Origin of the sequence: Nostoc sp. FACHB-152 (assembly GCF_014697475.1) — a bacterium.
Classification (GTDB): Bacteria; Cyanobacteriota; Cyanobacteriia; order Cyanobacteriales; family Nostocaceae; genus Nostoc_B.
In genome coordinates this window covers 1-5,817 of the sequence record NZ_JACJRV010000157.1, presented here as the reverse complement: position 1 = coordinate 5,817, position 5,817 = coordinate 1, and the positions used below count along the sequence as shown (strand labels likewise).

The 5,817-nt window shown below is 38.7% G+C and carries 5 protein-coding genes; all 5 read right to left on the bottom strand.

From position 1 onward, the window contains the following. Window positions 1–360: 360 nt before the first annotated feature. Window positions 361–1,014, bottom strand: coding sequence for a hypothetical protein (locus H6G76_RS35850; RefSeq protein WP_190710945.1), 654 nt, complete (start codon window positions 1,012–1,014; stop codon window positions 361–363). Window positions 1,015–1,054: 40 nt separating this feature from the next. Continuing rightward, window positions 1,055–1,360 carry a hypothetical protein gene (locus H6G76_RS35845; protein ID WP_190710944.1) on the bottom strand — a complete coding sequence of 102 codons (306 nt, stop codon included), beginning with the start codon at window positions 1,358–1,360 and terminating at the stop codon, window positions 1,055–1,057. A 237-nt stretch (window positions 1,361–1,597) separates the two neighbouring features. Then, a complete protein-coding gene (locus H6G76_RS35840; RefSeq protein WP_190710943.1) occupies window positions 1,598–2,536 on the bottom strand; it encodes a ParM/StbA family protein in 939 nt (312 codons plus the stop codon). Between the two features lie 1,179 nt (window positions 2,537–3,715). Further along, window positions 3,716–4,708 carry a ParB/RepB/Spo0J family partition protein gene (locus tag H6G76_RS35835; RefSeq protein ID WP_199337647.1) on the bottom strand — a complete coding sequence of 331 codons (993 nt, stop codon included), beginning with the start codon at window positions 4,706–4,708 and terminating at the stop codon, window positions 3,716–3,718. After that, window positions 4,705–5,394, bottom strand: coding sequence for a ParA family protein (locus H6G76_RS35830; protein ID WP_199337646.1), 690 nt, complete (start codon window positions 5,392–5,394; stop codon window positions 4,705–4,707). Before H6G76_RS35830 ends, H6G76_RS35835 begins: the two co-directional genes overlap by 4 nt. Window positions 5,395–5,817: the final 423 nt, after the last annotated feature.

Sequence of the window (5,817 nt, the reverse complement as noted above, 5' to 3'; positions counted from 1 at the left end):
TATTGACATTAAGTCCTAATAAGCGTCCTTTCTACCAACAAGGTCAAAGAGCTATGAGACTTATTCTGTCTGCATTCTAGCCCTTTTTGTAGCCCCTTAAGGGGTAGTAGACTCTTCTGTGGAGAGCGGTTTCGTGGTAAAAAAGAACGGTTTCGTAATTTGACCAAGACCGTCATCATAATGCTGGCATCATTCTACCAAAACTTCGAGCGAGAAATACCTAAATAAGGCGCAATTAATCACCCTGAAGATGTTGATGTGGTTACTACAAACTCACAAACAAGTGAGATTAGCAGCAACCTTACCTCTACCAATACAACAAAACAGTCGTAGGCGGCATTTGCAAAGTGTTCTAACTGCTCAAGGAAGCAATTTCAAAGCATTCATCCAGTGAGTTACTCTTGTTTGGCTACCATAACTAAAGTCTATTGGCATCCAAATTCTTGCGTCTGCATGGAACGCGGCTGAAAACCATGCCACAGATGAAAGATCAGCATCCCGCTCACCACCTACATCAATAGCAGTCACTTCAATATCATTGATAGTTTTAAATTTAGTCCGATAAAAATATTGATTTGCCGGAACATCAAAATCTGCTTTGTCCCCCAAAATCAGTACGCGGTCGTAAGCGCAAGAAGTTATCTTAAAACCAGTTGGCGCATTTTTCAGCAAGCTTGATAATTCCTCTAGCTCATGATTATAAGGATGAGCTTTCATCATTTTTTTAGCAGCATTTTGGGGCAACTGGCTCAAATCCTGCTCCGAACAAATATAGCAGAAACAATGAACGCTAATCCATTCATCTGTGGCCGCCTGTATTACAGGTGTATCAACCACAAAGTCTGGCTGCCAATCTAGATAAGCATCCTGGCAATCTGGTTTGTACAACCATTCCATTCCTAACAAATCAAAAAAAGCTGCCCATCTTGCGTGTAATAATGAATCAAAGTTTGTATTTTTATAAAAAACTGGTGTTAATGTGTCTCTAGACTGGTATTTTCGCTTCTTTTTCATATTTATTAATATTAATCTTGTTAAAGTCTAGCTAGAAAATTTATAAATCAAAGTCTAGCGAAAATGTTTCATCGCCTGAATCCTCTTGTTCAGGGTACGTCGATACACGGCTAACAGAGGGTTGGGATGCTCCCAAATTGATATCTATTCCATTGAAACCGGATGTATAAGACGTTGGTTGCTGTATATTCAACACTCCTTTTTTGAATGCAAAGTAGCAATCAATGATGAAATGAACCGTTTCCAGATAGCTTTTGTCTAGTTCTTTAGCCTCTGCGAGTATGCGTTTACGATAATTATTTCTAATGCGTACTTTGTCTGAGACATCATCTTGATTATTAAACATGGCTTTTTCCTACTGGGTTTTTAAGAATTTTTGTTGACCAAGCCCCTTTAGGGCGGGTGTGGGGTGTAGGGTGTAGGGAAAGTCATAGTACCCAAAACAACAGGATACAAGCCTCTGTATTTACGCATGGAATTAAAAAATATGTATTTTGACATACGTAGTCCGAAAAATATAATGTTTTTGTTTGAAACCCCTTCTTTTAAGATTGAGATTTCCCCACACCCCACACCCTACACCCTACACCCTGTTCACTATTGCTTTGGCCATTTCTAGTAATCCCACAGCATTCGCTTCTACCGGATTGTCCAGGACTTTGAAGCCATTTTTTTCTAGCAGCTTTTTAAATCCTGGCAATAAACAGCCGCCGCCAATTGCCCAGATTTCATCACCTTGGTGTTTGGCATCCAACGCCATGTTCACTACCTTTTTTAAATATTTTTCATACCAATCCTTAAAACAACCCATGTAGACATCTTTGATATCAATGTCTCGGCTATATCTGGTGTGTCCCATTTCTAAGCAAAATCGCACTTTCGATGCGTCCCCTACTTTACCCCCATTGAGATGTTTCATTTTTTGGGCAATCTCATCAATGAGGACTTCTACCCCTACAGGGTAAGGAGTGTGTACTTCTCGCTTACCTTGGGTATATCGAGAATACAGCGTTGTGCCATTGCCAAAATCTAAAACTGTTAGTTTTTTCGGTAATGCTTGTCCAAACAATGCTCCCATACCCTCTGGAACTACTTTCAGAACTTCTACTTTAATCTCTGAGGGTTTGCCAGCAAGGACAGCTTGGTATTCTCCATTGAGTACCTGGGTTAAGTTTTTTGCCAGCGCAACATCATGCAAACTGACTACTAACTTCAAATGCCAAGCTTTGCGGTGTGGCAAGTGTGCTAATGCTCCCAGCAAAGTCGTCAGGGCATTCTTGATTTTGTTTTCATTGCTATCGGTGTTGCGTTCAAAATGATCTCCGGCTCGGAATGCAGATTCTCCAACTGTGTAAGCTGTTCCATTAAATTCCACTCTCCCTGGAACATCTTCCATGTCTGCCGTAGAAATGTAGCTGGGTACTCTGACAACTTCAAAGCCATCGACTAACAGCTTCAAACTTCCGTAGCCATTGTCAAAGCCTGCGGGAAAAATTTTTTGTAGTGCGTGGATGTTCGACATATCGCTTCGCTCCAATTAAAAATTAAAAATTCAAAATTTAAAATTAAAGACAATTAGTGTCCGACTGAACTCATCACGCTTGAGTGTTGACAGCTAAATCTGCATATTGTGGCGGGGGCAATGACCTTGAAGAATTGTTTAGTTCGCGCATTATTTCCAGTCTTCCTAAGTGAATTTTGCATTTTGCATTTTGAATTTTGAATTCAAAAAAGGTCATTGGGTAAATTGCGGCATAAAAATAGGACTTTTTGAGCATACCCCAAATAGGGGTTATTTAGTACCCATATGACCCCTATTTAGCACCCATGAATTTCTGGGAGTTTTTAGGGGTCATATAACCCCTATTTAGCCCCTATCTGGGATTTTTTATTTTTTACCAGGTTTACTTATTTTTCAGAATTTAGAAAATAGATGAATAAGGGTGAAGATTAATTACTCTGTAAATTTTGACTGAATAGCTCGCTTGTAAACCACTTACCTACTGATTCATCTGCCTTTTTTGATTATTCACTCCAAGCAACAAACGATGAAAATACCTGATGCCGCTGCTTCTTACTCAAAAACTAAAGGCAATTCGTTCAAGTAAAGACCACTACATGAGCATCAACGGTAAATTGTGGATTCTGTTAGCGAAAGCATTTACTTACCCTGTTAGGGAAGGATGCAAATAACAGCAGTAGAATCTACTGTTAAGCTAAGACTCGAACCTTGGCAGAAAATTTGACAAGCTTTACAGCAACAAGTTGATGTGTTGGATCAAATAGGGTATTCAGTGCATTATGTAAATGCCAGAGTTATCATATCCCTAATACATCTCCTAATTTCGACTGGAAGTGCATAGGGAGTTGATCTCTTTAAGACTGAAGTTATTCTGCCATGCAATTGATTTACTGATTAGTTGTCCACCGAGATTGTCAGCTTGCTTGGCATCAAGTCATACAAACTGAAAAAGAAATTGCTTGGTGTAATTACCCAGCAATCACGGCAGACGTATTAAAAATATTTACAGCAACTGACAATCCATCCTGAGCAAACAACTAAGCTACGTGTAAACATAGGAGAAAGGTAACGCTCACGCACACCGATTACTTGCAACACAGCCAAAGCTATTGTGAAATCAAGTTTAGCGTTATTACATAGGGCTGGCTGCATTCACAATATAAGTTAAGAGAACAGTCTTTATTTACTTTGATTCGTCACAATTGCTTCTAATTCGTTAAGTAACTGCTCTATTTGCTGAGTTTTATGGGGATCGCTCCATAAACTCTTATTCTTACTCGCCATTTGAACTGTCTTGGTCAAACGTTGCTTTAGGTTGATAGTGCCAGATAATGTTTGTGTCTTACTACTAGTTAATATCTTGATCCGTTGCTTAATTTCAGTAAGACTTAAAGAATTTTTAACAGCTTCTTGTAAAAGATTGCGTCTTACATCTTCGTCTTTGACACTAGCCAGCAAAATTCCCTTAGTATAATGAATTTTTCCCTGACGTATAGCATTTAAGATATCTACTGGTTTTTTTAATAAGGGCAGTCGAGTTGCGACGAAAGATTGCCAACTGATTCTTCCGAATGAATCAAATACTTGCCGGACAATTTCAGCTTCTTCACTAACCAAAACGTTTTGGTTAGTGTTGCTTTTCGTAGCATTATTCATTCGGTAGAGTAAACTGATGACTTTTTCAGTATCATAACCTAGCTGCAATTCCAGCAATCGTAAAGTGTTATCCAATTCTTCTAAAGCGCTAAAATCACGGCGATTTGTATTCTCTGATATTGCAGCGTGAAAAGCAGTCTGGTCATCCCAATCAAAAACCTTAACTGGGACAGTTTCTAATCTCACAATTGCTGCTGCTTTTAGTCGCCGAAGTCCGGCAACTAACTCATACTTACCAGGTTGGCTGGGATGAGGACGAACCCACAAAGGAGAACGAATTCCATTAGGCTGAATATCGTTTAATGCCCACTTCTGTAATTCCTCAGGATCGTAATAATGACGGACTGGTTTACTATCTGGAATAAAGGTAAATGTACAAACAATATCATTGGGAGATAAAATCTCTTCTTTAGTTTCTTTTGTTGTTTTGATAATTTCCTGAGCAGTAGTTTTCCCAAACACAAAGCTCAGTTCTTCATTATTTGCAATGTTATCTTTAAGTTTTCGTCGATTCATGATTCAGATTCAAATAGCTGTAAAGCTTCTGTAAGGATTTTGATGTAAGCTTGTGCGGCTGCTTTAGGGGCTTCTCCTTTCATACGAAAGACTGTACTACCTTGCCCAGGCGCATCTTTAATACACTGTCGATCTGGAAGCGTTGCATTCAGCAACGGTATGAAACCACTTTGCAACGCTTCTCTAGCCTCCCGTAACAAAATAGTATTATCTTTAACTGCATTAAGGTAAAGTGCTGCAATAGGAAGACCACCTCTAATCTCTTTCGCTTGACGTACAAACTGTACAATTTTGCCTGTACTTGCGAGGTCAATCATGGAATCCCTACAAGGAATTAGCACTAAGTTGGAGCGAATTAAAATCGCTTTTGTTACCTCACTAGCGTTGCCTGGCCCATCAACGATCACTACATCGTAAGATTCTGCTAACTTTGGTAGCTCATCAAACAAAATTTCCGGATCGCTGATCACCTTGCAGGGTAAATTCAAATCTTTTAACCAATTAGATGAGCTTTCTTGCCCATCTGCATCAACTAATACTGTAGAGCGTCCCATTTGGGTAAACCAATCGGCAGCATGAACAGCACCTGTTGATTTACCTGCTCCACCTTTTTGATTAGCAAACGCCACAATTTTGGGCAATTTGTCAGGTTTCGTAGTAACTTTTGTTGATCTGGATTTGGCCATATAAGCAATTCTCACGTTGCAATGATTACATTAGTTCCCACACCATTTAGGAATTAGATTAGGTAGCCAAAATTTTTCAATAAAAACTTTTATTATTGGTATAGGTTAATTAACCAAAGCATATGGTTTGTTTGATATTATCACTAATTTTAAAAAAGGCAATAGCGGTAGTGATTAACCAAAACGTTTTGGTTAGATAATAACTCAAACCCAGAAACCAGTATTTTTTCTGAAATTTATTCGTTACTTTTCAGATCTGTCTAGTATCTAGCCTTTAACAAAATTTTTTCACGTAGCTTTATAACCTTCTATCAGCGAACTATACAGCACTTCCTGCTGTTATGGGGTACAGTTAATAAGAATAAAAATATTATCTTTTTATGAAAGCATATTCAATCGATCTGCGCGAAAAAATAGTTGCAG

Bases quoted from the DNA above. Each gene is read 5' to 3' on its own strand.
- H6G76_RS35830 (WP_199337646.1), bottom strand. From the start codon at position 5,394: ATGGCCAAATCCAGATCAACAAAAGTTACTACGAAACCTGACAAATTG.
- H6G76_RS35845 (WP_190710944.1), bottom strand. From the start codon at position 1,360: ATGTTTAATAATCAAGATGATGTCTCAGACAAAGTACGCATTAGAAAT.
- H6G76_RS35835 (WP_199337647.1), bottom strand. From the start codon at position 4,708: ATGAATCGACGAAAACTTAAAGATAACATTGCAAATAATGAAGAACTG.
- H6G76_RS35850 (WP_190710945.1), bottom strand. From the start codon at position 1,014: ATGAAAAAGAAGCGAAAATACCAGTCTAGAGACACATTAACACCAGTT.
- H6G76_RS35840 (WP_190710943.1), bottom strand. From the start codon at position 2,536: ATGTCGAACATCCACGCACTACAAAAAATTTTTCCCGCAGGCTTTGAC.